The sequence below is a fragment of the Enterococcus sp. S53 genome (genome assembly GCF_016516865.1).
Taxonomy (GTDB): Bacteria; Bacillota; Bacilli; order Lactobacillales; family Enterococcaceae; genus Enterococcus_D; species Enterococcus_D innesii.
In genome coordinates, this window is record NZ_JACVUH010000006.1 from 166,637 (window position 1) to 193,277 (window position 26,641).

General features: G+C 46.2%; 21 protein-coding genes. 12 read left to right on the top strand and 9 right to left on the bottom strand.

Annotated features, from left to right (window positions below; translation table 11 throughout):
* Positions 1–52: 52 nt before the first annotated feature.
* Both IAE45_RS10055 and IAE45_RS10060 read left to right on the top strand, forming a co-directional pair.
* Complete coding sequence (locus tag IAE45_RS10055) at positions 53–1,105, top strand: GntR family transcriptional regulator (protein WP_010747776.1); 1,053 nt, start codon at positions 53–55, stop codon at positions 1,103–1,105.
* A gap of 5 nt (positions 1,106–1,110) precedes the next feature.
* Entirely contained in the window at positions 1,111–3,261 is a 2,151-nt protein-coding gene (locus IAE45_RS10060) for a GH92 family glycosyl hydrolase (protein ID WP_200126350.1), read from the top strand.
* An 85-nt stretch (positions 3,262–3,346) separates the two neighbouring features.
* Here IAE45_RS10060 and IAE45_RS10065 read toward each other — a convergent pair whose 3' ends face one another.
* Positions 3,347–4,153 carry a Cof-type HAD-IIB family hydrolase gene (locus IAE45_RS10065; RefSeq protein WP_200126352.1) on the bottom strand — a complete coding sequence of 269 codons (807 nt, stop codon included), beginning with the start codon at positions 4,151–4,153 and terminating at the stop codon, positions 3,347–3,349.
* Between the two features lie 172 nt (positions 4,154–4,325).
* On the opposite strand from IAE45_RS10065, the gene IAE45_RS10070 reads away from it, so the two are divergent.
* The 5 genes from IAE45_RS10070 to IAE45_RS10090 all read left to right on the top strand — a co-directional run bounded on the left by IAE45_RS10070 (position 4,326) and on the right by IAE45_RS10090 (position 11,512).
* A complete protein-coding gene (locus IAE45_RS10070) occupies positions 4,326–5,321 on the top strand; it encodes an ROK family protein (RefSeq protein ID WP_200126354.1) in 996 nt (331 codons plus the stop codon).
* Between the two features lie 37 nt (positions 5,322–5,358).
* Entirely contained in the window at positions 5,359–7,200 is a 1,842-nt protein-coding gene (locus tag IAE45_RS10075; RefSeq protein ID WP_200126356.1) for an FAD/NAD(P)-binding protein, read from the top strand.
* A gap of 192 nt (positions 7,201–7,392) precedes the next feature.
* On the top strand, positions 7,393–8,331 hold the full coding sequence (locus IAE45_RS10080; protein ID WP_200126358.1) for an AAA family ATPase: 939 nt from the start codon (positions 7,393–7,395) through the stop codon (positions 8,329–8,331).
* A 2-nt stretch (positions 8,332–8,333) separates the two neighbouring features.
* Positions 8,334–9,377 (top strand): DUF58 domain-containing protein, encoded by a 1,044-nt coding sequence (locus IAE45_RS10085; RefSeq protein WP_200126360.1) that lies wholly within the window; start codon positions 8,334–8,336, stop codon positions 9,375–9,377.
* The gene (locus IAE45_RS10090) at positions 9,374–11,512 is read left to right on the top strand and encodes a transglutaminase-like domain-containing protein (protein ID WP_123834095.1); all 2,139 of its coding nucleotides are present in this window, start codon (positions 9,374–9,376) and stop codon (positions 11,510–11,512) included. Before IAE45_RS10085 ends, IAE45_RS10090 begins: the two co-directional genes overlap by 4 nt.
* A gap of 58 nt (positions 11,513–11,570) precedes the next feature.
* Here the strand turns inward: IAE45_RS10090 and IAE45_RS10095 are convergent, their stop codons facing one another.
* Complete coding sequence (locus IAE45_RS10095; protein ID WP_200126404.1) at positions 11,571–14,222, bottom strand: cation-translocating P-type ATPase; 2,652 nt, start codon at positions 14,220–14,222, stop codon at positions 11,571–11,573.
* 349 nt (positions 14,223–14,571) lie between these two features.
* On the opposite strand from IAE45_RS10095, the gene IAE45_RS10100 reads away from it, so the two are divergent.
* Positions 14,572–15,315: an NADPH-dependent oxidoreductase gene (locus tag IAE45_RS10100; RefSeq protein WP_034872315.1), complete on the top strand. Its 744-nt coding sequence runs from the start codon at positions 14,572–14,574 to the stop codon at positions 15,313–15,315.
* 119 nt (positions 15,316–15,434) lie between these two features.
* Here the strand turns inward: IAE45_RS10100 and IAE45_RS10105 are convergent, their stop codons facing one another.
* Positions 15,435–15,785 (bottom strand): hypothetical protein, encoded by a 351-nt coding sequence (locus IAE45_RS10105; protein WP_010747767.1) that lies wholly within the window; start codon positions 15,783–15,785, stop codon positions 15,435–15,437.
* Between the two features lie 160 nt (positions 15,786–15,945).
* Between IAE45_RS10105 and IAE45_RS10110 the strand changes: the two genes are divergently transcribed.
* Both IAE45_RS10110 and IAE45_RS10115 read left to right on the top strand, forming a co-directional pair.
* Positions 15,946–16,254 carry a DUF5960 family protein gene (locus tag IAE45_RS10110; protein ID WP_008378984.1) on the top strand — a complete coding sequence of 103 codons (309 nt, stop codon included), beginning with the start codon at positions 15,946–15,948 and terminating at the stop codon, positions 16,252–16,254.
* Between the two features lie 128 nt (positions 16,255–16,382).
* Positions 16,383–16,589: a hypothetical protein gene (locus tag IAE45_RS10115; RefSeq protein WP_015509297.1), complete on the top strand. Its 207-nt coding sequence runs from the start codon at positions 16,383–16,385 to the stop codon at positions 16,587–16,589.
* A 140-nt stretch (positions 16,590–16,729) separates the two neighbouring features.
* Here IAE45_RS10115 and IAE45_RS10120 read toward each other — a convergent pair whose 3' ends face one another.
* Positions 16,730–17,023 (bottom strand): hypothetical protein, encoded by a 294-nt coding sequence (locus IAE45_RS10120; protein WP_005234725.1) that lies wholly within the window; start codon positions 17,021–17,023, stop codon positions 16,730–16,732.
* A 310-nt stretch (positions 17,024–17,333) separates the two neighbouring features.
* On the opposite strand from IAE45_RS10120, the gene IAE45_RS10125 reads away from it, so the two are divergent.
* Positions 17,334–17,789 carry a type II toxin-antitoxin system HicB family antitoxin gene (locus IAE45_RS10125; protein WP_200126361.1) on the top strand — a complete coding sequence of 152 codons (456 nt, stop codon included), beginning with the start codon at positions 17,334–17,336 and terminating at the stop codon, positions 17,787–17,789.
* Between the two features lie 162 nt (positions 17,790–17,951).
* Here the strand turns inward: IAE45_RS10125 and pepV are convergent, their stop codons facing one another.
* Positions 17,952–19,376, bottom strand: coding sequence for a dipeptidase PepV (gene pepV, locus IAE45_RS10130; RefSeq protein WP_005225493.1), 1,425 nt, complete (start codon positions 19,374–19,376; stop codon positions 17,952–17,954).
* A 159-nt stretch (positions 19,377–19,535) separates the two neighbouring features.
* On the opposite strand from pepV, the gene IAE45_RS10135 reads away from it, so the two are divergent.
* Positions 19,536–20,372 carry an NAD(P)H-hydrate dehydratase gene (locus IAE45_RS10135; protein WP_200126363.1) on the top strand — a complete coding sequence of 279 codons (837 nt, stop codon included), beginning with the start codon at positions 19,536–19,538 and terminating at the stop codon, positions 20,370–20,372.
* 74 nt (positions 20,373–20,446) lie between these two features.
* Here IAE45_RS10135 and IAE45_RS10140 read toward each other — a convergent pair whose 3' ends face one another.
* Genes IAE45_RS10140 through IAE45_RS10155 form a run of 4 tightly spaced genes read right to left on the bottom strand, consistent with a single transcriptional unit; the run spans position 20,447 to position 26,598 of the window.
* Entirely contained in the window at positions 20,447–22,501 is a 2,055-nt protein-coding gene (locus IAE45_RS10140) for a beta-galactosidase (RefSeq protein ID WP_200126365.1), read from the bottom strand.
* Positions 22,498–24,735, bottom strand: a complete 2,238-nt coding sequence (locus IAE45_RS10145) for an alpha-galactosidase (RefSeq protein WP_200126367.1) — start codon at positions 24,733–24,735, stop codon at positions 22,498–22,500. Before IAE45_RS10145 ends, IAE45_RS10140 begins: the two co-directional genes overlap by 4 nt.
* Positions 24,736–24,743: 8 nt before the next feature.
* Positions 24,744–25,211, bottom strand: coding sequence for a hypothetical protein (locus IAE45_RS10150; RefSeq protein ID WP_015509293.1), 468 nt, complete (start codon positions 25,209–25,211; stop codon positions 24,744–24,746).
* 52 nt (positions 25,212–25,263) lie between these two features.
* The gene (locus tag IAE45_RS10155) at positions 25,264–26,598 is read right to left on the bottom strand and encodes a PTS sugar transporter subunit IIC (RefSeq protein ID WP_200126369.1); all 1,335 of its coding nucleotides are present in this window, start codon (positions 26,596–26,598) and stop codon (positions 25,264–25,266) included.
* Positions 26,599–26,641: the final 43 nt, after the last annotated feature.

Genomic DNA, 26,641 nt, shown 5'->3' on the forward strand with positions numbered 1-26,641 from the left:
TTATTGGTTTATGGTATGCTAACAAATATGATATATCAAAAGGGGTTTTCTTATGAAACAACCATTATATAAAAAAATTTACGCGGAGCTTCACGAAGCCATCGTTGAAGGGCGATTAGCGCCTGGCAGTCGTGTCCCTACTGAAAAAGAACTATCTGAACAATACCAAGTCAGTCGGATCACCTCTAAAAGAGCCTTGACGGAACTGGAACAAAATCAGCTGATCTATCGCGTGCAAGGCAGCGGCAGCTTTGTCCGAGAATTGAAGGAAAAAAAAGCGACTGGACGAATTTTGTTTGTCTTGCCCTTTGCCAATGATCTCTCTTTAGGAAACTTTACCGAAGGCATTTACCCCGTGATGCAAGAACACGGCTTTGAACTTTTGATGACACCAGTGGATTATTTGGAAAAAACGACGGCAGCTGAGCTGATGCAAGAATTCGACGGCCTGATCTATTACGCCAGCAATACGTTTTCTTACTATGACTTGCTGTTCGAATGTGCTGAAAAGCACTTTCCTATCGTGACCTTAGATAAAAAGCTGCATGAGTTTAATTTCCCAGCGGTGATGCCAGATAACTTTCAAGGTGGACAGCTAGCCACAGAGCATTTACTTGCGTTGGGGCATCACCGGATCGCTTATATTTTTGGTGATACCCATCATCCGCAATCCGTCCGTCAGCGTTATCTAGGTTACATCGATGCGCTGAAAAAAGCCCAAAGAACCTTTCGCACCAAGCTCGACGACACGGCTGCCAGCATCGCAAATGCGCTTGCCTACTTGGAAGAACATCAGGTCACGGCAGCCGTCTGTGAAAATGACTTGATCGCCATTGAATTGATGCGTGCTTTGCGCCAAGCAGATTTGCACGTCCCTGCCAACATTTCCCTAGTTGGTTTCGATAATATCCAAGCCGCAGCCCTCGTTGATCCAGCACTAACGACTATCGGGCAGAATTTTGCCGAGATGGGGCGCTTGGCAGGAAACCAAGTGATTGAGAAAATCAACGCTGCGAAGGCAGCAACCCCAGTACCAACGGAGACGACCACCCATCTAGTGGCGGTTTCTTTGATCAAAAGAGAATCAACCCAATTAAAGGAGTGAACCAAGTGAACGTATCAATGATCGACACACGACACGGAACAGACAACCAATATAGTTTTTCCCACGGCAACTGCCTGCCTTATACAGGGGTTCCTTTTGGCATGAACTACTTTGCCCCGCAAACCAGCGATCAACGCGGCAGTTGGTGGTTTCATCCAGAAGATCGAACCTTTCAGGGCTTTCGCATCACCCATCAGCCTAGCCCATGGATGGGAGATTTCAGCCATCTGACGATGCTGCCGCTAAACGGCACGCTTTCTGAAAATACCCTTTTCCATGCGCAAAGCTCGTATCGTCCCGAAGAAAGCACCTTTAATCCAGCCTTTCTTAAAATCAAGACGCAGCGGTATTTAACAACAACGACTTTGATCCCCAGTATGTATGGCGGTGTGCTGACTATTGAAAACTGCGGGGATCAGCCAGGTCTTGGCTTGTCACTGCCGGGTGACTATGTCTTAGAACAGTTGGATGAACAAACAATGGCTGGTCAACTGATCGTATTTTCAGGGTGCGAAGATGAACGCTTCACCTTCCATTTCGTCTATCGTTTTGAAACACCCATCACGGCGATCGAAGGTACCTTGACAGGCAAAGAAGCCTTCGTCGTTCTACGCTTTGATGATTGCCAAACACAGACGATCCGTTTTGCGACCTCGTTTCTCAGTCGCGAACAAGCTTGTTTGAACTTGCAACGGGAACAGCAATGGGCTCCTGCCGATTATCTGGCTTCTGTCCAACAGCAATGGAATCATTTTTTGCAAAAAATCGAGATTGAGCATCACGATCAAACACAAGTTTCTACTTTTTATCATAATTTTTATCGCTTATTCTTGTTTCCTCAAACCTTCTTCGAAATCGATCAAGAGGGCCGCAAAATGCATTGGGATACCTTGGCAAAAGCAATCAAACCAGGACCACTGTATACAAACAACGGCTTTTGGGATACGTATAAAACTGTCTACCCGCTCTTTTCACTCTTGGCTGTCGAACAATTGGAAGACATGCTGGAAGGCTTTTTGAACAGTTATCGCGAAAGCGGCTTTTTACCAAAATGGCTATCGCCAGATGAGCGTGGATTGATGCCTGGGACGCTGATCGATGCCGTGATCGCTGATGCCGCAGTAAAAGGCATTCGTCTCGATTTGATGCCCGAATTTTTAGCAGCGATGAAAAAAGGCGCCACCGTCCAAAGTGAAAATCCCAATTATGGTCGGCGCGGCACGACGGACTATTTGACTTACGGGTATGTGCCATTGACGCATCATGAATCGGTCAATCACACCCTTGATTATTGTTACAGTGATTTTTGTATCTCACAAGTCGCACAACAGCTGGGTGACGAGCAAGCAGACTATTATCAGCAGCAATCGCAAAACTACCGCAACATTTTCGATCAGGAAACTGGCTTTATGCGGGCAAAAGATCCCGATGGTGCCTTTCGTCCAGAATTCAGTGACATACGCTGGGGCTTAGATTATGCAGAAGGCAGTGCGTGGCAAAGCAGTTTTGCTGTTTACCATGATTTCGCTGGCTTGATCGCCGAACACGGCGGCAAAGCGGCCTTTGAAGCAAAACTGATCGACTTGTGCAATCAAGAACCTCGCTATACGACAGAAGGCTACGGCTTTGAGATCCATGAAATGAGCGAGATGGCTGCACTCGATTTTGGTCAGCTAGCGATCTCCAATCAACCAAGCTTCCACTATCCGTATCTATTCAGCTATTTGGGCAAACCAGAAATGGCACAGCCCTTGATCAAGCAGCTATTGACACAATGCTTCAATGACTCGCCCAAAGGCTTTCCTGGCGATGAAGACAACGGTAGCATGGCTGGTTGGTACATTTTCAACTCCTTGGGCTTTTATCCAGTCACACCAGGGACGGGGGAATATGTCATCGGTATGCCATTATTTGATCAAGCAACACTACATCTTGCTTCAGGCAAAGACTTAGTGGTCAAGAGCAAGCCCAATGCGCCGCAACAGCTCTTCGTGGATAAAATCACATTGAACGAAGAACCCTTCGAGCGATTGTTTTTCACCCACCAAGAATTGACTGCCGGTGGTACATTGAACTTCCAGCTAGGTATCGTCCCTCGCAACAAAGAGTGGTCAGCCGATGCCTATCCTTATAGCGTCAGTCAACCACATGCATAACGAAAAAACCGCTCCTTAGCAACAGGCAGCAGTCTACTTTCAGTCAAATGAAAGTACGTGCTATCCCTGCTAGGGAGCGGTTTTTTTATTGGTTCATTTGTAGCGGTAACAGACGTTCGATGGTTTTCAGCACGCCATTTTCATCGTTTGACTTGGTCACAAACGCTGCCGCTGCCTTGACTTCCTCAAAGGCATTGCTCATGGCAAAACTAAACGTGCCAGCTGCCATTAACTCCAAATCGTTCAAGCCATCTCCGAAGACCATAGTCTCTTCTGGTGTGACGTGCAGCAATTCTTGCAAGTGTGCCACAGTCGTTCCTTTGTGGACGCCTTGATTGGTGATATCGATCCAAGCGGCTTCCGAAGCCACGATGTAGGCGTCGTTTGTAAACTCACCTAACTGTTGGACATGCTCAAAGCAACGTAGTTTGGGATCAAAAATAGTGAGCTTCACAAAATCTTCGGTGATGGTTTGATAATCCGTCACCGTTTTGACCACCCGATAAGAGCCCCGAACTTTCTGGGCATCTGCTTCATTGGTCGTTTCAGCAATGTACGCCGCAGTCGGTGTACAGGCGATGATCACATGATCTTGCGCAATCGCAGCGAGCTTCGCAATGATCCGCCGCCCTAATTCGTTTGGCAGCAGTGATTCAAAGATGTATTCGCCTTGATGTTTGATGCGGGTCGCGCTATCCCCAAGAATCCAAACATCCGCTGCTGCTTCACCAAACAGTTCTTCCACTCGTTCACACTGTTTGCCGGTACACGCAGCAAAAGCAATACCCGCTTCTTTCATTTGTTGGCTGACTTGTTCATAATAAGGCTGATCAAAACTGCCTTGGCTGTTCAAAAATGTGCCGTCTAAATCTGTGATGACTAATTTGATCATACGTTTCTCTTCCCCTCTACCTCGCGTCCTCTTTATGGCGAATCACTTAATTAACGTTGTTAATTAAGTATACTTATTTTCAAGTTTTCCGTCAAGTCAGTCTTTTAAAAACTTTACATCGTTTCATCCCGTCGGTATACTTAATTAAATCACTTCATTAAGGAGAACACCTATGGCTTCTACCAACCATTCCATTCGCCAGCAAAACAAACAGCTGGTTTTAAAAACCTTATTTCAAAACGGCGCATTATTCGCCTCCGATTTAGTAAAGAAAACCGGCATCAGCATGGTCACCACTAACTCATTATTAAAAGAATTGTTGGCAGAGGAAGAAATCACTAAAGGTCCGCTGGAGCAAAAAGAGCTAGGGCGGCCTGCTGTGACCTATCAGCTCAACCAAGACCGAGGCCATTCTCTTTTGCTTAGCTTTATTGATCACGATGGTTCCTTGGCTCTTTGGTCCATGCTGATCGACCGCAAGGGGAAGGTTTTGGCAAAACACGACCAGCCGTTTCCTGATGTTGCCCCTCATCGCTTTCAAGAATGTGTAACGAACGAGCTAGCATTATTTCCCTCTGTGGAACAGATCGCCCTCTTTTTACCAGGAAAAATCAGTGGAGGAACCGTGACTTCCAGCTGGTATGAAAAATTCAATGGCTGGCAGCTGGCAGCTCTCGTGGCAGAGGTCACCGCACTGCCCTTCTACTGTCAAAACGATGCCCATATTTTAACGATCGGCTATTGCATCGCCCAACAGATCTCTTTGCAGCAAACCATCGTCGGCATGTACAATCCCGAAAAAAGCATGCCTGGTATCACGCTCCTGGTCAATGGTGCACTTTTAGAAGGAAAAGATGCCCTAGCAGGAGAAGCAAAATTTTTGCCCGGCTACTTGGATCAAGGGGCACCGCAAGACCGCACGGCTTTGGTTCAGCGTCTGACAAGCTTACTGCCATTTTATAATGCAGCTTTTGCCCCCCACTGTATTATTTTAGCCAGCAGTGATGCAGTAAAAACCGATCTCTTAGACGCGATCCAAAAAAATCCATTGCTGCAGCAACAACCCAATCAGCCTGCTTTTCATTATATCGATGCCATCGAGGAAGCCATGGTGCTAGGCATGCACTGGCTGATTTTCCGCAAGACACCTTTTGACTTAGCCCGTTGATGACACAAAGACCATAGAATAATTGAGGCGGTGTGATATGAAAATAGCTATCATTGGTGCTGGTCCTCGTGGACTTTCACTTTCAGAACGACTGATCGCTCATAGCAAACAAAACAAACAAGCCATCGACTTGCTGCTGTTTGATCCCTTTCTTCCTGGGGCAGTTTGGCGCACGGACCAATCGGCGGATCTGCTATTGAATTCTGTAACCAGTCAAGTCACCCTTTTCACGGATGACACATTAAGCACCGGCGGTCCCGTGGTCAAAGGACCTACCTTATACGAATGGGCAGTGACAGAAGGGAAACATTTCGCAGCCACGCATGCCCCTGAGCTCGTTGCGGAATGCACAGCACTTGATTCACTTGATCCTAACGGGCATTGCTCGCGGGCGTTATATGGCCTCTATCAGCAGTGGTTTTATCAGCAGCTATTAAAAGAGCTGCCTGAATCCATTACCGTCAACCATCTGTCAGACAGTGTCAGCTCCTTGACCCCTCTTTCCAAAAATCGCTACCAGTTGACGACGGCTCACCACACATTTCTTGTTGATGCCGTCGTCTTAGCTACAGGCCATTCACAAGCCCAACTGTCAGCAGCAGAACAACGATTGGCGGCGGCCGCAGAAAATAATGGCTGGTTTTATACACCGCCAGCCAATGCGGCAGATACGGATCTAACGGCGGTGAAAGCTGGCGAACCTGTGATTTTACGGGGACTAGGACTTGCCTTTTACGATTACGTCACCCGCTTGACCAGCGGTCGGGGCGGAACCTTCGTCAAAGTCAATGGATCCCTCGTCTATCAACCTTCTGGTGAAGAACCGCAAATCATCGCAGGTTCTCGTCGGGGTGTCCCGTATCATCCTCGTGGCCGCAATCAAAAAACACCGACGCAGCAGCGAAAGCCCGTTTTTTTGACCCCTGAACGCCTCGCTGCTTGGCAAGCAGCCAAAACGGTTGCTGGTAAGACCCTGCTCTTCTATTTAAAAAAAGAGGCAGAACTCGTCTATTATGAGACGCTGCTTTTAGAAAAACAGCTGCTGGACAAAGATCAGCTTGCCGCTTTTACCGCCGCCTTTGTTGCCTCTGAAGGATCTGAAGACTTGCTGAAAAAATGGCAGCTTCCTACGACGGAGTGGTGGTCATGGCAACAACTAGCCGACCCCTTTGCTCAGAAAAAGCAACAGTCGTTGCAAGACTTTTTCATTGCACTATTACGTACCCAAATCCAAGATGCCGAAAAAGGCAATCTAACAGGACCTATCAGCAGTGCCTTGGAAGTCTTCAAAGATCTGCGGGACCCGATTCGGTTTGTTCTCGATCATCAGCTAATGCCAGCACAAGACCTGAAAACACTCTTTTGGCAGTCTTTCGTTCCCTTGAACAGCTTTTTATCGATCGGACCGCCAGTTCAGCGCCTGCAGGAACTGGTGGCATTGATGGAAGCGGGAGTGGTGACCTTACTAGGTCCTGACATGACTGTTGAGATCGAGGAGGCTTACTGTACGTATTCAAAGCGATTTGACGACACACACTATCACGCGACGCAATTAATTGAGGCTCGCATTCCATCGACAGCGATTCGTCGAACCAACAATTCCTTGTTGCGGCAACTGCTAAACGATCGGATCATTCACCCGCACCAGTTGGCGATCCCCAATGAGGTGCCTTTTGAGACGGGTGCGATCGCCATCGATCCTGAGACCAATCAGATCCTTGGACCAGATGACCGTCCTTACCCTACCCTCTATTGTTTTGGGATTCCCACAGAAGGCATCCACTGGCTGACGGCTGCCACTGCTCAGCCAGGAACCGATGCTTGGAATTTACGGCAGGCGGACCAGATCGCCACTGACCTCTTGCATCACACCTTCTAGTCGCTTCTTTTCTATCAAACGCAAACTTCCGAGGAAACGCTTCGGGAGTTTTTTGTTTTTCTTTCGCAAATCCGCAGAAAGGATTTTTCTTTTTTTGAATATTCTTGAAATTTTCTTTAATTGTTACACGAAAATTGCGACAGTCCTAGAAAACCGTTACAATGGAAGAAACGAACGTAGGGAGGTTATCAGATGACCGCTGAATTACAAAAAATAGATGCCTTGATCGCAGAAGTGGAAAAAGTGATTTTAGGCAAACGAGATGTGATCCAATTTACCGTGGCTGCGCTGCTTGCTGGCGGACACGTTTTATTCGAAGATATCCCTGGTGTTGGGAAAACGATGTTGGTCAAATCGTTAGCCAAAGCCATTCAAAGTGACTACAAACGGGTACAGTTTACCCCAGACCTTTTACCTAACGATGTGTTAGGTGTGTCGATTTTTAATTCCCAAAGCCACCAGTTCGAGTTTCGTCCTGGCCCGATCTTCACCTCCGTCCTCTTGGCAGATGAGATCAACCGAACCACACCAAGGACGCAAGCCTCACTCTTAGAAGCCATGTCAGAAAATCATGTCACCATCGACAATCAAACGTACCCATTGAGTCCCCACTTTTTTGTTTTAGCCACGCAAAATCCAATCGAGTATGAAGGAACGTATCCTTTGCCTGAAGCCCAATTGGATCGTTTTTTGTTCCGCCTGCATATCGGTTACCCAGATTTTCAAGATGAGCTCGCCCTCTTGACTGGAAAACGACAGCAAAGCTTGGATCAGATCCAAACCATTTTACATGCTGATGAAGTGACCGCTTTAAAAGCGATGGTCGATGACGTGTATGTCGATGAGCAGGTCGCCCGTTACGCATTGCAGCTGGTTCAAGCGAGCCGTCAGCATAATGCCATTGACCTTGGTATCAGCCCTCGTGGTGGGATCGCCTTCTTAAAAGGGGCCAAAGCGTTAGCATTGACGGAAGGTCGGACCTTTGTCACGCCGCAAGACTTGCAGCGAATTTTACCAGCAGTCTTCGGTCATCGTTTATTACTGAAAGGTGGCGTTCATGCCAGCACGAAGACCCTTTCAGACTTGATGAAACAGATGATCCAACGAGTGCCTGTCCCAACGAGGAGATAGCGATGAAGAAAAAGAAGCTTGAACGCCTGCTGCGCCTCCTGTTGTTTAGCGCTGCTTATTTTCTGCTGCTGGCTTACTGTGTGATCTTCAATAACAATGCTGGCTGGAGCCTTTGGTTTTTACTGACTTTGTTATTGTTGCTTGATGCAGTATTCTTGCTCCCCTCCCTCAAGAAGGTCCAAATCATTTTAGAAGAATCGATCCAAGCTGAAACACACACAGCGATCACCTTACCGCTGCAAGTCTTCAAGTATCGCCCGACGCTGCTGCCGCTGGTCGATTTCACCTTACAATTTGACGATCGTTTCAAGGAAAGTCATCACAGCGCCTTTTATCGAGGCAATCTGATTCGGCTGCAGCTGCCTTGGACCCCAAAGGAGCGAGGCAGCTATGAAGAATTGCCCGTTCAATTGTACAGCCAGGATCTCTTTGGCTTTTTTGAAAAAAGCTACGCTGCAGTTGCGAAACAATCGATTTTGATCCTGCCTAAATTGGCGCCAGAAGCCGTTACCCTGCTGCCATTTTTTAAACAGCAAGTCCGCAGCCAAACCCACGGAGAACCCAATTTTTCTATTCGACAGTTCCGTCAATACCAGTTAGGGGATTCATTAAAAAATATCGATTGGAAATTATCCAGCAAACAACAGGAATTGATCTATCGCGAACGAGAACATGAAGAAGAACAAGACATCGTTCTGCTCTTTTGGGGAGAAGATCATCCTGCTTTTGAAGAGACTTTGACACTGTTTTATTCGATCCACCATTTCTCGCAAAATCAACGACTTTTTCAGCCGCTCTTGATTGGTGACGGATTGACTTCTCCTTACCAAACGGATGCCGCTGCCTATGCCCAGATCCTTCCCTTCGAGAAAGTTCCTGAAGGGGTACCGCTTTTGACTGGCAGCCATCTTGTCTTCATTACCCCGGTTTTCACCCCACAACTGGAAGACTACCTCAGTCAGTTGGAAGCAAAAAACAGCTGCCAAGTGTTTACCTACGCTGATTTAATGAGGCAGTTGAATAAACTTGAGGAGGCGGTAGGATGAGATTTATTAAGAAAGCGCTGATTGGTCTTCTGACCTTTCTCAGTCTATCACTGGTGATCTTGCCGTTTATCGCAGTTTATGACCTTGGCAATCAGTTCACCCTTTTAACTTATGCCTTTAGTGTCTGTTTGATTTTGACCGTGGTGCCGAAAGTCCGTTACAGTTTGCCTTTGCTGGCAGCCGCTTGGCTGATCGTCTTGTATCGGATCTTTCCTTATGGGACTGCCTTTTCTTTTGATTGGCTGCTGCGTTTTTGGCTAGACCTGCACCGTGCCTTTCAAGAGATCCTCAGCGGTGAAGTCGGCTATATCACCGAACTGGCGGCGGTGACATTGATCGTTAGTTGGGTTTTGTTTTTAGCGATCTTACCGATCGCTTATCAACGCTTTTTCTTGATTTACGCTACCATGATCGGCTACTTGCTAACAGTCGTGATTTTTAATCAATTTGATCTGACGTGGCATTTGATGGGTATTTTTCTTTGTGCCTTGGCTTCTTCACTGATCCAGCGCAGCGTCTTTCAATCCAGTCAAACGATCGCTCCCTGGTTCGCTGTGATGCTATTGATTGGTGGATTAGCCGTCACTGCTGTCTACTTGCCGCAAACGAGCCTGCGGGAACAGTTGGCAGCCCGTTCCACGCCTATACGGACAAATCTGAATCAGCTGGGTTTTTATCAATTTATTGAAGAACATGGCACGCCCAGCGGCTCTCGCACTGGATTCAGTGAAAACGACCGTCAATTAGGCGGACCACTACTGGATGATGCGACGATTTTATTTGAAGCGCAACAAGAAACCCCGCATTACTGGCGGGTGGAAAGCAAAGATTTTTATTCTGGTAAGGGCTGGATCAGTACGAGCCGCGAAGAGGCTCGCTTAGAAGCAGAGGGCGTCACGATCGCGGATCAAAGCTATCAGCAAGCCTATCTTGAGAACGAGTCTGTTCGGGTCCAATTTCAAAACCATGGAGACTATGTCCCATTGCCCTATGGACGCAGCACGTTGTCCCTTGAAAACGGTGCTCGCGGGTTTCAGATCAGCGACGCCATCCAGCGGGTCGATCTCATTGATCCACTCCCAGACACCACCTTGACCCTCGATTGGGACCATCCAGATTTTGCCGCAGAAAATCTCCAAAATCTGCCTTTGATCTATCCGGATTCTCCGATCGATTATATCCAGTTACCCGATTCTTTGCCGCAGCGGGTACGAGATCTCGCAGCTGAGATCACCGCTGACAGCAACAGTCTGTTTGATCAAGTCACGGCGGTTGAAAGCTATCTGAAAGATCCGCTAGTATTCCGCTATTCCAAAACCGATGCCGTCGTGCCTGCAGAAGAGCAAGATTATGTTGATCAATTTTTATTTGAATCACAAGTCGGCTACTGCGACAATTTTTCCACGGCAATGGTCGTGCTACTACGGAGTTTAGAGATCCCTGCTCGCTGGGCAAAAGGCTTTTCTCCTGGATCTCCTGCGACAGAAAACGGCATCACTACCTATACCGTTCGCAACTTGAATGCCCACTCATGGGTGGAGGTCTACTTTGACGGATACGGTTGGGTGCCTTTTGAACCGACCCCTAGTTTCCAAAATCCAGATCGTCCCGTGTTGACGCAAGAATCTACTAGCTCCGAAGAAACGCCGACCGCTAGCAGTGAAACAACACCAACGAGCAGCAGGGAAACAGAAAGCAGTGAAACCACGACCAGCAGTTCTGCAACAGCCGCGGTTACCGATGACGTTTGGTTGACTGAGGAGCTGAAACAAACGCTGCGCAATGGCTTCTTTGGAGGCTTAGCTATCCTAGGACTTGGCCTACTTTTCTATTTCCGCCATTCGTTTTTCCGTATTCATTTATGGTTGATCTGCCGCTTTAACAAACAGCCGCTAGTTGCTGCCTATCCTTTGTTTTTGCGGCAAACGACGAAAGTTCTGTACCGTAACGAGGCGGAGCCGTTGATCGATTATGCCCAACGACTCGAAGCATTCTATCCACTGTTCCATGGTGATTTTATCCACTTGACGCAGCAATACGAAGCCTACCTTTACAGCCAAGAACAGCCGGCTAGTCAAGAAGCCTTCTTGAAGCAAGTCGCTGCCCAAATCAGTCAGCTGAAAAAAATCAACTAAGCAGTGAGGATAAACGACAAAAAAACGTATCGATCAAACGATCGATACGTTTTTTGCTTTAGGCGTTTCCTTGACGTTTTTGAACGGCAATAATAATCAGCTTCGTGATTTCCATCAAAACAACTGCCACAGCAGCCATTGCGATACATAAACCGACATGTCCTAAAGTGAAGGTTGCTGGAATCGCAAAGACTTCACGGATGCCAGGAATCAAGGTAATGCTGTATAGTCCACCACAAACGACGATCGCCAACCATACCATTTTATTGGCAAAAAGGCCAGCTTGCCAAGCAGTCTCAGTGTTTGAGCGTGCTGGTAATGTTTGCAATGTCCGGCTCCAGATAAGTGTTGAGAAGGCCATCGCTACACCTAACTCAGGTGATTGACTCATCCCTAACCATTGTGCCAAAATCACGACAGCGGCAATCAAAATACCGCGATACGTTACTGAGATCAATGTTTTTCCAGTGAAGATACCAGCATTTGGATCTCTAGGCTGACGTTGCATGATGGTTGGTTCGGCTTTTTCCATTCCCAGAGCAATTGCTGGTAATGAGTCGTTGACTAAGTTGATAAAGAGTAGCTGCAAGGCAGTAAATGGATTGTCCCAACCCATCACTAAGGCAAAGACGATCGCAATGATCGCACCTAAGTTTCCAGCAAACAAATACGAAATGGCTTTTTTGATGTTGTCAAAGACGTTTCGGCCAACTTCTACGGCACGAATGATCGAGGCAAAGTTATCATCCGTCAAGACCATCGCCGCTGCATCTTTGGCAACGTCCGTTCCGGTTCCCATTGCGATCCCGATATCCGCTTGTTTCAAGGCGGGTGCATCATTGACCCCATCTCCGGTCATGGCAGAGATCTTGCCTTTGTCTTGCCAAGCCCGCACGATACGGATTTTATTTTCAGGCGAAACACGAGCATAAACCGTGATTTTGTCTAATTGATCCGCTAGTTCGGTTTCAGAAAGAGCATCCAATTCCGTACCGGTCAAGGCTAAGTCGCCCTCGGCTGAAATACCGATCTCTTGTGCAATCGCCACGGCTGTCGTTTTGTGGTCCCCTGTGATCATTACTGTTTTGATACCAGCAGATTTGGCATCCGCTACGGCTTGTTTGACTTCTTTACGAGGAGGATCGATCATCGCCATCAAACCAACCAAAATCAGCTCGTTTTCATCTTCAAGTGTCAATTCTCGTGATTGGGCATCAGTCAATGGACGGTAAGCAAACGCCAAGACCCGTAAGGCCCGTTTTGAGAATTCTTCGTTTTGATGCTGCAATTTCTGCTTGATTTCATCTGTTAAAGGCACGACTTGATCATCGATCAAGACTTTGGTACTGCGGCCAAAGACGATGTCTGGCCCACCTTTGGTCAACAATAAATGTTCGCCATCGATCTCATGTAAGGTAGACATCAATTTACGATCAGAATCGAAAGGCAATTCTTGCAAACGAGGAAACTGTTGACGAATTGCCCGATAAGGCTGATTTAGTTTCTCACTGTAATCCAGAAAAGCAATTTCAGTAGGGTCTCCTAGCTTCGCCCCATCTTCACTGATGGCAGCATCATTGGCCAAGACACTGATCTCTACTAAGCGTTTTTCAGGCAATGTCCAGGTAGTTGGTTCATCGGAGAACGTGCCCGTTTGCCCATTTGGTAAATAGTAGTCAACAACGGTCATTTTGTTTTGAGTCAAAGTCCCGGTCTTATCGGTACAAACGATACTCGTTGAACCCAATGTTTCAACCGCTGGTAGTTTTCGAATGATGGCATGACGCTTCGCCATTTGTTTTGTTCCGATCGAAAGAACGATCGTCACGATCGATTGCAAGGCTTCTGGAATCGCTGCAACGGCTACGGCTACCGCAAACATAAAGGCGTTGACTAAGTCTTGTGTCATATCACCTGTTCCGTCACCTAAGAACAACCGTGCGACTTGAACCCCTAAAATAATCAATGAAAGGACTAAGATCGCCAAGCTCAGTTTTTTACTGAAGCTGTCTAATCCTCTTTGCAATGGTGTTTTGTGTTCAACTGTACTTTCCAATAAGCCAGCTACTTGACCGATTTCCGTCACATTACCAGTCGCGGTTACAATAAACCGACCACGTCCATAAGTGACGATCGTTCCACTGAAGACCATGTTGTCACGGTCGCCGATCGGTGCGGTACGATCGATCACACCTAATTCTTTTTCCGCTGGCGTTGATTCCCCAGTCAGCATTCCTTCATCGACCTTCAAAGAACCCTCTTCGATCAATCGACCATCTGCTGGTACATAGTCCCCAGCTTCTAAAATAACGATATCGCCGACAACCAATTCTTTCGCCAGCACACTTTGTTCTTTGCCATCCCGAATGACGTTAGCATCTGGTGCCGACAGGCTTTTCAAAGCGTCTAACGACCCTTCGGCTTTTTTCGTTTGAATCACACTGACGACGGAATTCAACAAGAGTACTGCGAAGATAACGATCGACTCAACGTGGGCACCCATAACCATTTGGATGATTGCCACGATCAGCAAGACGATCACCATCGCATCTTTGAAGGTATCTAAGAATAAGGCAAAGCTAGATTTCTTAGGTGCTTCCTTCAGCTGGTTCAAGCCATTTTCTAACCGCTTGGCTGCCTCTTGCTGCGTCAACCCCTCTGGACTGCTCTGGACCTCTGCCATAATTTCCGAGATTTCTTTTTGATACATTTCTTTCGCCAATTTTTTTGCCCCTTTTAATTTTATTTTCCTTAGGCACTCTGCTAGAAAAAAAGAGACCTAAGACAAGTATACGCTTGTCTTAGGTCTCACCATTTCAAATAATACCAGAAAGCTGTCGCCAGCTTACTTACTGTTGATATTATCGCAGCTTGCGCCACCGGTTACTCCCCTAAGGAATAATAATAAGAATGTATCATTATCATAACGGAAACTTTTGTGCTTGGCAACTATAAAACATCAATTTGAAAATTTTTTGAAAACATTCTTTTTGTCCCCATTCCTTTTTTTCTGTTACACTAAGGAAGAAAGAAATTTGTACGTTACAGGAGGAAAAACGATGGATCTTTTTGATACTTTTACCCGCCACAGCTCTGTCCGAGATTTTCAACCCCGCCCACTATCAAAGGAACTCAAGCAAAAATTAGTAACGGTTGCCCAGAGCGGTTCCAGTTCGAACTTTGTTCAAGCCTATTCGATCATTGAGGTCAGTGATCCTGAAAAACTGGCTGCCATCGAAAAAATTGCCGGTGCCCCAAATTACATCACTCGAACGGGCGTCTTCTATCTTTTTGTCGCCGACTTACATAAACACCAGCAGCTGCTGACCCAAGCAGGGGTGCCTGATACCCACTTAACCACGATGGAACCATTTATTGTGTCTGTCGTTGATACGACCATCGCTGCCCAAAATATGGTAGCTTACGCTGAAGCACAAGACTTAGGAATTTGTTACATCGGCGGCATCCGCAATGATTTGCCTCGTATCGCAGAACTTGTCGGCTTACCAAAATTGACGTTTCCGTTATTCGGTTTAACGATCGGCTATCCGCAACACAGAAATGAGCCGAAAGTCCGCTTGCCCCAAGAAGCGATCGTAAGTGTCGATCAGTATCAACCGCTGACGCAGGAGCAAACAGCTCAGTACAACCAAACGACAGAAGCCTATTATGCACAGCGCAGCAGCAATCAACAGCAAACCAATTGGCAAACGAAAATGACGGAATTTTTCCGTGAACCGCGACGTCCAGATGTCGCTGCCTTTATGAAGCAACAAGGCTTCTCAGACCACTTCGGCGAATGAGGACACTAATTACCACGGGAAAATAAAAAACGATCTTTGGCAAGGAATCTTGTCAGGATCGTTTTTTGCTTAGTGTAAAAAATCAAGTTCAGGCGGCTCTTGTATCTTTGTCGCGCTAATTAACGTGTGGCTTCTTGTGCGGCTTCGTTGACGGCAACTGCCTGCTCACATTTTTCCATTAATGCTACTAACGCTTTATCTAACACTGCTTCATTTTCGGAGGTTCGCTGACTGATTTGCGTCATAGGCTGCGCCGCAAGATCCAGCAAATAGGTAGGGATTGCTTCTTTTTCAGCAAAAGTGCCCTTGATCAGCGGCTGGTAGACAGACTCGCCACAGGGTCCGGTTTTGATAAAGGCTAGTTCGAACTGCGCCTTCCCTGACAAACGCAACCGATAGACCCCTTCTTTGGTCAGCAGTTTTTCATCGGCAAAGCGTGCCTGCAATCGTGCGAAACGTTCGTAATCCATGGTATCTGCTCCTTTTTGATTCCTTCTTTTCTCTAGTGTAGCAAATTTCTTGTTAGCAAAACATCTTTTTCATAGAGAACGCCCCCTTTTTCCTCGCTTGGTGATTTTTCACTTTACAAACAGAACAAACGTTCGTATAATTCAAGTGAGGTGAATGTGTATGCCAGCTGCAAAAATCGCTTATGCAAAACAAGAAACCTATGCATTTGAAAAACACTATTATGAATTGGTAAACTTTCCCACACCAGTGGCGCTTTTGTTTGATGAATTCGCACTGACGATGGAGCGCAATCAAAAATCGTATATTGCGATCCCCGCGCGCTATTCCGTCTTAAAGGTTCCGCTCGTCTTTGTTTTTCGACTAGAGACTAAGGATGCACCTGTTTATTATTATGAGCACGTACTCGCTGAAAATAAGATCATTCGCCGCTACAACCCCGAGCGTAACTATTTGCCCGGCGGAAGATAGACCAATGGTTCAACCCGTTTACTGTACTCAGCGCCTGCACTCTCCTGATGCATATCACTGAGCAGCAGTTCGAATATTTGTCATCCAAACGAAACCCCTCTATACTAAAAAGAAAGGGGTTTTTCACAATGACGAAAAAACCGCCGCAAACGTCTGAAGAAAAGGAAGCCGCTTCTAACAATATGGGACTGGGGATCGGTGTCGGAATGGCATTAGGTGCTGCATTTGGGATGCTGTTTTTTGACAATCTAGCATTAGGCATGGGTTTAGGCATCGCACTAGGGGTAGCGATCGGTGCGGGCATGGATCAAAAAAGCAGCAAAGACAAGAAATAGCAGCAGCAAGGATCTGTATTTATCTGTTACAGCTTGCTGCCCAGTAAATACCAAAAAAGCCTAGGTTCTGCACTTGTTGTGCAGGACCTAGGCTTTTTTACTTCGAGCAATATTCTCGAAAGCAGCTGCTTCACAGTTGGTTACAGCAGATTTCTTTTCGCCATTTCTGCGCGATACAGTTCATAGACCGCATCACTTTGCTTTGCATGGCTGCGGTAAAAGAGCCCATAAGAGAAAATCGCTTGGAAATTGCTTCCTTGATTTGCTCGTGCTACAGCGTGGTACAAATTCGCCAATTGCTGATCAGACATCTTCCCGCTTTTGATTCGTTTGGCAACTGCTTTTTGGGAAAGGGTAAATAAAATCGTCGTAAATACTTGATAAACCACCCAAATCGCCAGAATAACCAAAATAAATTTCACCAAATCAGGCATCACTTTTCAACTCCTTACAAAAAGTAAATCATTCAGATGATTTGATGTCAATAATAAAATAGAACATTTTCATTGATAATAGACACAAAGATTTTTAAATTACCACAAAAGATGATGTTCTTTCAATCATCAGAATTTCTGAATTGATACTCTCCTCTTAAAAAAAATTGCCTATTGTTCAGTATTTATGACACTGGTACAATTGAAAAAGCGACAACTCTTGCTTAAGACTACTGGGTACTAGTAAAAAATAAGAGCGCTACCATTGCAATCAGATCTGTAGAGAATCGCGAAAAAGGAGTTGTACACTATGTTAGCAAGTTACCCTGCATTGTTTTATTACACCGATACAGACGAAAGCGAAGTGAAGTATTTTATTTCTTTTCCTGATTTTCCTGAGCAAGTCGGCACTCAAGGCTTAGACATCGCCGATGCTTTATTCATGGCATCCGATTGGCTCGGAATCGTTTTGGCAGATTGTATTGAAAATAATCGGGAGATTCCGCTCTCTACCCCCATTATTTGTTTATCACTGGAAGCGAATAATCCGTTTATAGACGATTTAGATTTTGAATTCGATTACGACAAAGAAAAATCATTTCTATCGATGGTCCTTGTTGATGTTTCAGAATATTTAGAGAATCAAACCTTCGTCGAGAAAAAACTGGCGATTCCTCAACGGGCGGATAAACTAGGACGAACTATGCATTTAGATTTTTCAGAAATCCTCACTGACGCAATCCTAAAGAAAAAATGTAAAGACTAATTGCTTCTACACCTCATCACTATGAGGTGTTTTTTACTACTCATCCCCCTGTTCCATACTAAAAAAGTGCGGCATTCTCTCACATGAAAAAGATACGAGAATGCCGCACGAAACGTTCAATTGTATTTATTTAGCGAGTGAACAGACCTAATCAATCTCTCTTTATTTCGCCAAACGGTAGATAGCATCTGCATAGATCACCGCTGCGTTGAATAGGTCATCCAAGCTCATGAATTCATTGGCTTGGTGCATGGTGTCGACATAGCCAGGGAACATTGCGCCATAAGCAACGCCGCGTTTCAATAGACGACCGTATGTGCCGCCGCCGATGATTTGTTCGAAGCCTTTTTCGCCGGTATGTTCTTCATAAACCGCCAATAAAGTTTCTACCAATGGATCATCTGCTGGCACGTAGTGAGGTTCCATGTTGCGGTCATTGCGGGTAACGGTTGCCCCTTCCATACCGACGGTGCGTTCCACACCGATTTCAAGTCCTTCCGCAGTTACGCCTTTAGGATAACGGAAGTTCAATGCGATAAAGTTGTCTGCTTGCGTTCCTGCTTGGTTCGCTTTGAAAGCAAACAAGCCAGCATTCATTGTCAATTTACCCATTTTTTCGTCTTCGTACGCCACACCTAATTTTTCACCGTAGAAATCTTCATGGACATAGGCTGCTGCTGCATGGATGAATTGTTTTGCGCCGCCGCCAAAGGCATAGTTATCTAAGAAGACTGCTAAGAAAGTCCCCGCATTGATTCCTGATTGTGGGCTGGCACCATGAGCACCTTTACCGACTAATTCGATCGTCACTTGTTCATTTTCTGTTTCAATCGTCCCCGTCACTGGATTGGCTTCAACGTAATCGAAAAAGGCTTTTTCGATCGCTAATGCTTCTTCTGTTGATGGAGCAATGAAGCTTGCTGTTGCCGTTCCTGGTACCATATTTTCTCGCAAGCCAGCAGTAAAGCTTTGCAGCGTGAAGTCTCCTTCATTGTTGCCTTGGAAATGGATACCTAACGTCACATTCCCTTTTTCTCCATTGATGATTGGGAAATTGGCATCTGGTGAGAAGCCAAAATCAGGCTTTTCTTCATGCTCAAAGTAGTAATCCATATCTGCCCAGCCGCTTTCTTCATCAGAACCAACGACAAAACGGATTTTTTTCGATAATGGCAAGCCCAATTCTTTGATGATCTTCATCCCATAATAGGCAGCCATTGAAGGACCTTTATCATCAGAAGAACCACGAGCATAGATTTTGTTGTCATTGATGACTGGATCATAAGGATCGGTTGACCAGCCGTCACCTGCAGGAACAACATCCATGTGGCCGAAGATCCCTAATGTTTCGTCTCCTTCACCAAATTCGATGTGACCAGCGTAGTTATCGACGTTTTTGACTGTGAAGCCATCACGTTCGCCATAAGCTAGCATGTGTAGCAACGCATCACGAGGTCCAGGACCAAATGGCGCATCCGCAGTCGCTTTATCATCTTCTCTTTCACTTTTCACTTTCAATAGATCAATCAAGTCGTTCAGCAAATCGTCTTTGCGGGCTTCGACCTCTTTTTTCCAATCGATTGTCATAGTGTTCCCTCCATTTCTGTTCTCGCTATTTATGATAACACTCTTAAACCAAAAAAGGAAAAAAAATTGCGCCTTTTTCCATGGGTCTTTTCTATGAAATTTCTAGGAAACAGGTATAATAAATATAACTCGATTTTGATTAACGAAAGGAGTCATTGCATGGAGCAACTTGATTCTGCAATTTTATCCAAAGTGATCCAACAGCGCCCGACAAAAAGCCACAAAGGCACTTTTGGCCGAGCCGTTTTAGTAGGGGGCAACCGCCAATTCGGTGGGGCGATCTTAATGGCTGCGCAAGCCTGTGTGTATGGGGGAACTGGTTTGACCACCGTGATCTCCGATGGCGTCAACCGAACCGCCCTGCACGCCCGCTTGCCTGAAGCGATGTTTGTCGATTGGCAGCAAACAGAACTGATCGATACGGTCACCGAATCGGCAGACGTCCTACTGATTGGTCCTGGATTAGGCGAAGGAAAAAGCAATTTTGATCTGCTGCAGCGGATCGTTTCTGCCCAAAAAGAACACCAATGGTTGGTGATCGATGGTTCGGCGATCAATTTGGCTGCCAAATATCCGCTGATCATCCCCTTTCCTGAACAAGTCGTCTTCACGCCGCATCAGATGGAATGGCAACGGCTCAGCGGACTGGCAATTGCCGACCAGACAGAAGAAAACAACCAGCAAGCCCAACAAAAACTCGGAAGTCTGGTAGTCTTAAAAAGCCATCGCACACAAATTTACGGCAGCAACATCGCCCAAAATCCCCTCGGAAAACCCGCAATGGCGACTGGTGGGATGGGTGATACGCTGGCAGGCATGATCACCAGCTTTTTGGCACAGTTTGAAAAAACAGAGGAAACGATCCAAGCGGCTGTCTATCTCCATAGCCTGATTGGCGAAGCATTGGCAAAAGAGCACTATGTCGTTTTGCCGACACAAATCAGTGCCGCATTGCCTCAATGGATGAAAAAGCACCAAGCATCCGATCCAGAATGATTTCTGATAAACCATTCATCAAAAAAACGTCCCTTTCTGCATTTATCGAAAGGGACGTTTTTTCCAATGGTCAGCTAATTGTTAAAATAAACCACTCGCACTTCATACGGCGCCAAGGTTGCTGTTTGAGGGACTGCTTGATTGGTCTCTAAATCAACGACTTCTTTGATCAAGTCCAATGTCTGCTCTTTCTCAGAAAAATTCATGATGAAAAAGTACGTTCGTTCTGGACTGAACCTGCCTTGGATCGAGACTGCAGGATTGGCATGCGCGATCCTTTCCTCTGCCAAGGACAGCTCACGGACCAAAGAGGCATAAAACTGTTCGAAAAAGTCATAGTTGGTGCGAGCCGCCAGATAGTAGGCAGTGCCTGCACCAAAGGCATTTTTGGTGATCGCAGGTGTTCCTTGGTAAAAATCCGCTTGATACTCCCCTAGTACCTCCGCTGTTTCGGCTTCGATGATTGCAGAATAGTCCCGTGTTTCAAAGGGCTGTCCTTGAAAAACCAACTGATTGTGTTCAGTGTCAAAAAGAGTTTCTAGCTCCAGCACGTTGATGCCTAATAACCCTCGCAACGGCTGTGGCAAGCCCCCCAGATACAACAAGTCGGTTTCATTGACCATGCCGCTAAAGTAACTGGAAATCAAGGTACCACCGGCTTCCGTGTACTGGCAAAGTTTTGCCATCGTCTCTGATGTCATCAAGTAAAGCATTGGAGCAATCACCAACTGATAGTCAGAAAAATCTTGCTCTGGCGTCAAAATATCGACAGCGATGTCTTGTTCCCAGAAATAACGATAATGCTCCTGCAACGTTTGCGGATACCGTCTGGTTGGTCGACCAAACCCGCCGCCTCGCTTCAATGCCCAGTTGCTTTCCCAGTCAAAAAGGATCGCCACTGCTTTTTTTCTTGTGGTTCCTTGAATCTCTTTGATTTTTTCCAAGCGCTTGCCGTAAGCCGCAACTTCTTTGAAGACCCGATTCTCCGTGGAATCATCATGTCCCACGACTGCCCCATGGAATTTTTCTGAATTGCCGCGGGATTGGCGCCATTGAAAATACAAGGTACTATCTGAGCCGTGAGCGATCTGCTGCATGGCACTCAACTGATGGACACCAGGCTTTTTCGCTTTATTAAAGGAATGCCAGTTAACAAAACTCGGCGTGCATTCCATCACTAAAAAGGGCTGTTTCTTCAATGACCAGTACTGGTCATGCACATAGGCGGATTTCATCGCTGTCGCTGCCAAGGATTCAAAGTTGTTGTTCCAATCAGGGTAACTATCCCAGCTAACGATGTCCACATGACGAGCGAACTTGCTGTAATCAATGCCTTCCAAAGGAATAAAATCTTGGGTAGCATGTCCTTCCGCCATAAAATTCGTCGTCACAGGAATGTCCGGTGTCAGCTGACGGATCGGCGCACATTCATGCAAATAAAAATCGATCGTCCTATCTGTGACAAATCGTTTCCAATCAAGATCCATGCCATGCACTTTGTGTTCCCCTAAAGGTGAAGGCGGTAAAACCTGCGACCAATCAGAGTACGTACCGCCCCAAAAAGAAGTCCACCAGGCATGATTCAACGTGGCTAAATCACCATATTTTTTTTGCAGCCAGCTGCGCCAGTTTTCCCGACAATAGGAGCAAAAGCATTCCCCAGAGTACTCATTGGAGATATGCCACATGGCTAATGCCGGATGCTTGCCGTAACGTTTTGCCAACTGCTGATTGATTTGCGTCACCTTTTCCCGATAGATCGGTGAAGAGTAACAGTGATTGTGGCGAAACCCATGGGTATGTTTTTGCCCTTGGGCGTTGGTCCGATTGACTTCAGGATACTTTTGGCTTAGCCATTGAGGCCGCCCACCGCTAGGAGTGGCCAAAATGACTTTGCCGCCGATGCCATGGATCTGATCAAACACACGATCCAACCAGTCAAACTGATAAACGCCTTCTTGCGGCTCTAAGGCACTCCAAGCAAATACCCCTAATGTGACGGTGTTGACATGGGCTTGCTGCATATAAGCAAGATCCTTTTGCAAGATTTCTGGATAAGCCAGCCATTGATCGGGGTTGTAATCCCCGCCATGCATAAACTGCTGATCAAACAATTGATTGCTCATCATTCTACTCCTTTTTTGGCTTGTAACTGGTAGACAAATGATTGAAAATCGCCAGTGACTTGTGCTGTTCCATGGTTGACGGCATTAAACTGATAGGGTTTACGCAACCCTAATTGCCTTAACAGCTGACCAGAGACAGTTTCGCCATTGACCTGGTACACCTGTTGGACATTGAGAAAGGCTGCGGGCAAAAAGTCTTCCGCCGTCGGATTGGCTTGTGCCAACACGCGAAAGAAAGCAACCAAGGCTTCTTCATTTTGCGGATCATACACCGCCCAAGTCGTTTCATTGGCATGGTCCAACTGCTGCAGCTGGTAAAAAGTGCCAAAGGTCAGCAATTGCCGCTGTTTTTTATAAAAGACGATTTGGGATTTGATTGCCTGTTTTTCAGTTTCAGACAAGTGAAAGAGATCGAGTTCATACCCCAAAGGCCCAAACATTGCGACGGTTTGCCGAAAGGCTAAAGACGTTGACCTGCCGACTTGGTGGTTTGGTGCCGCCGACACGTGATTGCTGAAGGAGGACAAAGGATACCCTAACAACGTTCCGCTTTGGATGGCTAAACGTTCCACTGCATCACTATCATCACTAGGCCAAATCTGCGGACTGTAAAATAAGATCCCTAAATCGTATCTGCCCCCGCCGCCAGCACAGCCTTCGATCAAAAGGGTCGGAAACGCAGCTAAGATTTTTTCATATAAGCGATAAAGACCTAAAATGTAGCGATGATAAAACTCCGTCTGAGAAATTCCCTGTTCCGCTAAATAGGGAGAGTAAGCTTCAGTGATATTGCGGTTCATATCCCATTTGATGTAATCCAGCTTGGTTTCAAGGATCACTTTTTGCATCGCTTCGAAAATCGCCTCAACCACTGCTGGATTGGCAAAATCCAACACGTATTGTCCGCGCCCCACAGAGATCCGCTCATAAGGATGCTTGACTACCCACTCAGGGTGCTCTTGGTACAACTGACTATCCGGCGAAACCATTTCTGGTTCAAACCAAATCCCCAGTTGCAGCTGCATGGCATGAATTTTCTCAGCAAAAGACCCGATTCCTTTTGGAAATTTGGCAGGGTCCGCCACCCAATCGCCTAATGAACTGCGATCGTCGTTGCGTTTTCCAAACCAACCATCATCCAGCACAAAGCACTCCATCCCTAACGCCTTGCTTTCTTGAGCTAAGGTCAACAGCTTTTCTTCATTAAAATCAAAATAAGTCGCTTCCCAGTTATTAAAGACGATCGGCCGCTGCCGCTTTTGCCAATAAGGAGCAATTACATGCTTTTCGATAAATTGGGCGGATTCTTGACTCAAGCCATTCAGACCAGCAGCGGTGAAGGTGAAGAGACATTCTGGGGCTTCAAAAGTTTCTCCTTGTGAAAGCTGCCAGCTGAAATGCTCAGGATGTATCCCCAACATCAATCGAACGTTGTCCCATTCATCCATTTCCGCTTGCGCCAAAAAGTTGCCCGAATAAATCAGGTTGGCACCATAGACGTGACCAGTGTCATTGGTGGCTTGCTGTTCTTTTAAGGCGACAAAAGGATTGTGCTGATGACCAGACGCTCCTTTTAACGAGCCGACACTGATCGTCCCTTGGGTCAAAGGGACCGTCTTGATATGCCGTTCTTTCAGCCATGCGCCTGAAAGATGCAGCAGTTCAAAATCGCGATTTTTCAGCTCCAAGACACCACTCAAAAAGCGCTGGATGGTTCTCGGCTTGCTCCCCCTATTGGTCAGTGTTTGCTGCCGCGTGATCGTTCCTGATCCTTTGAAGATCGTATAGGTGAGCGCCATTTCCAGCTGCCGCTCTTGATCTACTAATTCAAAGACGATGCTTTGGCTTTCATCGGCAGAAGCAAAGCTGGCTGGTTGCGCCAGCTTTCGTTCTTTGCCCTCAAAACAGTGAAAAGCCACAAGTTTAAAATCCACATAAAGAGGGGTTTCTTCCTCAAAAACCGACACTGCCCCTTCTCGAAAATCAGAAGTCCCATACGTTGGCAATTCTTGAAAACGGTCCGCCAAGGTAAAAAGATTGTCAGCTTCAAAAAACTTGACGGTTCCTGCCGATTTATTCTCTTTTTTCTCAAGGTACGCTTGATCAAATGGCGCCAGTGTGCCTAGAGATGGCCCAAAATAGACATGACCCAGTTGCTGATTTGGTAACACATTTATGATATAACTGATTTTTTCATTGTATAAGTGAAAGAGTTGTTCATTCCTAATTTCTATCATTGCTATCCTCAATTTTCCCCATTTTTTTCATTTGTCCCTGCTCGTTGACAAGCTGCTTCAAGATAACGCAAGCGTTTTTTGACGCCGCGATTGAAAAAGAATTTGTAAAACAGCGCCGCCAGCATAAAACTGTAGGTTGTTTTCTGCTGCGCAAAACGGCTTTGTTCCGAATACGTGACTTGCAGCTTCCCTTTTCGTCCTGGAGCAAAACTGTACCGTTGATCGATCACTCCTTCTTCATGGGTCGTACGAAGCCACAGCTCATCCGCGGCAATTTTTTTGACCGTCATGACGGCAGGTACCAACCGCGGGGCGGTTTTGGTTTGGATCATCGTTTCAATACGGCAGCCTTCCCCGAACGGTTCTTGGGCTTGTTTGGCTAGAAAGAATTTCTCTTGTTCCGCCAATAACACACGGGAAAAGTCCGTAGGTGTGGTATTCATTTGATAACTGCAAGACAATGTATCGGTTCTCATCACAAATTCCTTTCTAAAGGGTGCGCTATTGCATTCCTTTCCGTTTCTGGGCTTATCTTTCTTCTACTCTTTGATTGATCATTTCAGATGCCGCTTGTTCATTTAATGCCGCTTCTGCTTTTTCTTCTTTCAAGTACCCGCGATCCATTACGATCAAGAATGGCACCCAAATCAAGGTCATTACGGCAACCGTCACTAACTGTAAGATTGCGCCGGCAACAGAACCAGTGCCTAACCAACCAGATAAGAAAACAGGGGTCGTCCAAACCACCGTTGCTCCAATTGGTCGTGGCACCAAGCCTGCGGCGATCGCAAAGTAAGAGATCGTCGTACTGGCTAATGGCGCTAAGATCCATGGGACAAAAGCGATCGGGTTCAAGACGATCGGCAAACCAAAGGTCATCGGTTCAGATACGTTGAAAACAGATGGAGCGATCACCGTCTTCATTAATTTTTTCATCCGAATCGAACGAGCGATAAAGAAGGCCATTGTAATCGAGATCCCCAGCTGCATTCCTTGATTGACGAACACGCCCATAAACGTAGTGTTAATGATATGGGGCAATTGTTCAGCCCCTGCTTTGTAAGCTTCATAGTTTTCGATCGCTAACGCATTCATGATTGGATCGATCACCGCATTGACCACTAGTGTCCCGTGAATCCCAAACCACCAGAAGAATTGGGTGAACAAGACGGCGATCAGTACTGCTGGCAACGTACCGCCTAAGCCCATTAATGGTTTTTGCAAAATCTCATAAACGAAATCAACGGCATTGCCCCATGAAGTAAAGGTGAACAAGTAGCGAATCAAATTGAAAAGAAACAACGGTGCCGCACCAGGAATGATGGCGATAAATGATTCTGCGATCATTGGCGGAACCGAATCTGGCATTTTGATCGTCAGCCCAGCCGCACTGATTTTGCAATAGATCTGCGTAGCGATAATGGCCGTGATGATTCCGACAAACATTCCCTCAGCCCCTAATTTCGACAAGGGGATCACTGTACCTAACTCTTCGGATGAGCCAAAAGGCAGCAGCATCAAAAACGAAGACAGTGAGATGGCACCCGCAAATAATTTGGCTTGTCCATACTTGCCAGCCAATTGATAGCCGATCCCAAAAACAACGAAAATAGCGGTGATACTCATGGTCGCATTTCCGATAGGACCAAAAAAGTCGTTTAGAAACGTGATGAATCCCTCTGGAAGTTTTTCCGAGAGTCCGAAAGTAGCAGGCAGATTTTGAATAATAATCATAATTGACGCAAACATTGTTGCAGGAAAAGCGACCATAAACCCATCACGAAGACTTAACAAGTATTTGTTGTTGGCAATGATCTGAGCAAAAGGCACCATCTTTTCGGCTAATTTATCAATAAACTTCATTTCGTTTTCTCCTTTATTTTTAACTGTAAACGTTTACTACAAT

Excerpts from the sequence above, each read along its gene's own strand:
- IAE45_RS10055 (WP_010747776.1), top strand. The coding sequence starts at position 53 with ATGAAACAACCATTATATAAAAAAATTTACGCGGAGCTTCACGAAGCC.
- IAE45_RS10105 (WP_010747767.1), bottom strand. The coding sequence starts at position 15,785 with ATGGATTACGAACGTTTCGCACGATTGCAGGCACGCTTTGCCGATGAA.
- IAE45_RS10115 (WP_015509297.1), top strand. The coding sequence starts at position 16,383 with ATGACGAAAAAACCGCCGCAAACGTCTGAAGAAAAGGAAGCCGCTTCT.
- IAE45_RS10090 (WP_123834095.1), top strand. The coding sequence starts at position 9,374 with ATGAGATTTATTAAGAAAGCGCTGATTGGTCTTCTGACCTTTCTCAGT.
- IAE45_RS10100 (WP_034872315.1), top strand. The coding sequence starts at position 14,572 with ATGGATCTTTTTGATACTTTTACCCGCCACAGCTCTGTCCGAGATTTT.
- IAE45_RS10085 (WP_200126360.1), top strand. The coding sequence starts at position 8,334 with ATGAAGAAAAAGAAGCTTGAACGCCTGCTGCGCCTCCTGTTGTTTAGC.
- IAE45_RS10150 (WP_015509293.1), bottom strand. The coding sequence starts at position 25,211 with ATGAGAACCGATACATTGTCTTGCAGTTATCAAATGAATACCACACCT.
- IAE45_RS10065 (WP_200126352.1), bottom strand. The coding sequence starts at position 4,153 with ATGATCAAATTAGTCATCACAGATTTAGACGGCACATTTTTGAACAGC.
- IAE45_RS10145 (WP_200126367.1), bottom strand. The coding sequence starts at position 24,735 with ATGATAGAAATTAGGAATGAACAACTCTTTCACTTATACAATGAAAAA.
- IAE45_RS10135 (WP_200126363.1), top strand. The coding sequence starts at position 19,536 with ATGGAGCAACTTGATTCTGCAATTTTATCCAAAGTGATCCAACAGCGC.
- IAE45_RS10120 (WP_005234725.1), bottom strand. The coding sequence starts at position 17,023 with ATGCCTGATTTGGTGAAATTTATTTTGGTTATTCTGGCGATTTGGGTG.
- IAE45_RS10140 (WP_200126365.1), bottom strand. The coding sequence starts at position 22,501 with ATGATGAGCAATCAATTGTTTGATCAGCAGTTTATGCATGGCGGGGAT.
- IAE45_RS10080 (WP_200126358.1), top strand. The coding sequence starts at position 7,393 with ATGACCGCTGAATTACAAAAAATAGATGCCTTGATCGCAGAAGTGGAA.
- IAE45_RS10110 (WP_008378984.1), top strand. The coding sequence starts at position 15,946 with ATGCCAGCTGCAAAAATCGCTTATGCAAAACAAGAAACCTATGCATTT.
- IAE45_RS10155 (WP_200126369.1), bottom strand. The coding sequence starts at position 26,598 with ATGAAGTTTATTGATAAATTAGCCGAAAAGATGGTGCCTTTTGCTCAG.
- IAE45_RS10075 (WP_200126356.1), top strand. The coding sequence starts at position 5,359 with ATGAAAATAGCTATCATTGGTGCTGGTCCTCGTGGACTTTCACTTTCA.
- IAE45_RS10095 (WP_200126404.1), bottom strand. The coding sequence starts at position 14,222 with ATGTATCAAAAAGAAATCTCGGAAATTATGGCAGAGGTCCAGAGCAGT.
- IAE45_RS10125 (WP_200126361.1), top strand. The coding sequence starts at position 17,334 with ATGTTAGCAAGTTACCCTGCATTGTTTTATTACACCGATACAGACGAA.
- IAE45_RS10070 (WP_200126354.1), top strand. The coding sequence starts at position 4,326 with ATGGCTTCTACCAACCATTCCATTCGCCAGCAAAACAAACAGCTGGTT.
- pepV (WP_005225493.1), bottom strand. The coding sequence starts at position 19,376 with ATGACAATCGATTGGAAAAAAGAGGTCGAAGCCCGCAAAGACGATTTG.